Source organism: Jiulongibacter sediminis (genome assembly GCF_001306455.1).
GTDB classification, from domain to species: Bacteria; Bacteroidota; Bacteroidia; order Cytophagales; family Spirosomataceae; genus Jiulongibacter; species Jiulongibacter sediminis.
In genome coordinates this window covers 1-323 of sequence record NZ_LGTQ01000030.1, presented here as the reverse complement: position 1 = coordinate 323, position 323 = coordinate 1, and the positions used below count along the sequence as shown (strand labels likewise).

General features: G+C 44.3%; 1 protein-coding gene. It reads left to right on the top strand.

What is annotated here, in order from left to right; genetic code table 11:
* Positions 1-323, top strand: a 323-nt coding sequence (locus AFM12_RS19410) for a SprB repeat-containing protein (protein ID WP_172678823.1), incomplete at both ends; no start/stop codon positions are given.

The window sequence follows — 323 nt, the reverse complement described above, 5'->3', positions numbered from 1 at the left end:
AGCTGCTATAAGTCAAATGATGGAGCCATTGATCTCGAGGTTTCAGGCGGATCAGGCCATTATAATTACAGTTGGTCAAATTCTGCGACTACAGAAGATTTAAGTGGTCTGGCAGCTGGAACGTATTCCGTCACTGTAACTGATGATAATAACTGTACAGCTACGGCCTCTGTTGAGATTACTCAACCTGACACCTTAATTGCTACCATCACCTCCTCCAAAAAACTCAGCTGTGATGAAGCCGGAGATGGAGAAATTGATCTGGCCGTTTCAGGAGGTACTGAAAATTATTCTTACAGCTGGTCTAATTCGGCCACCACTCA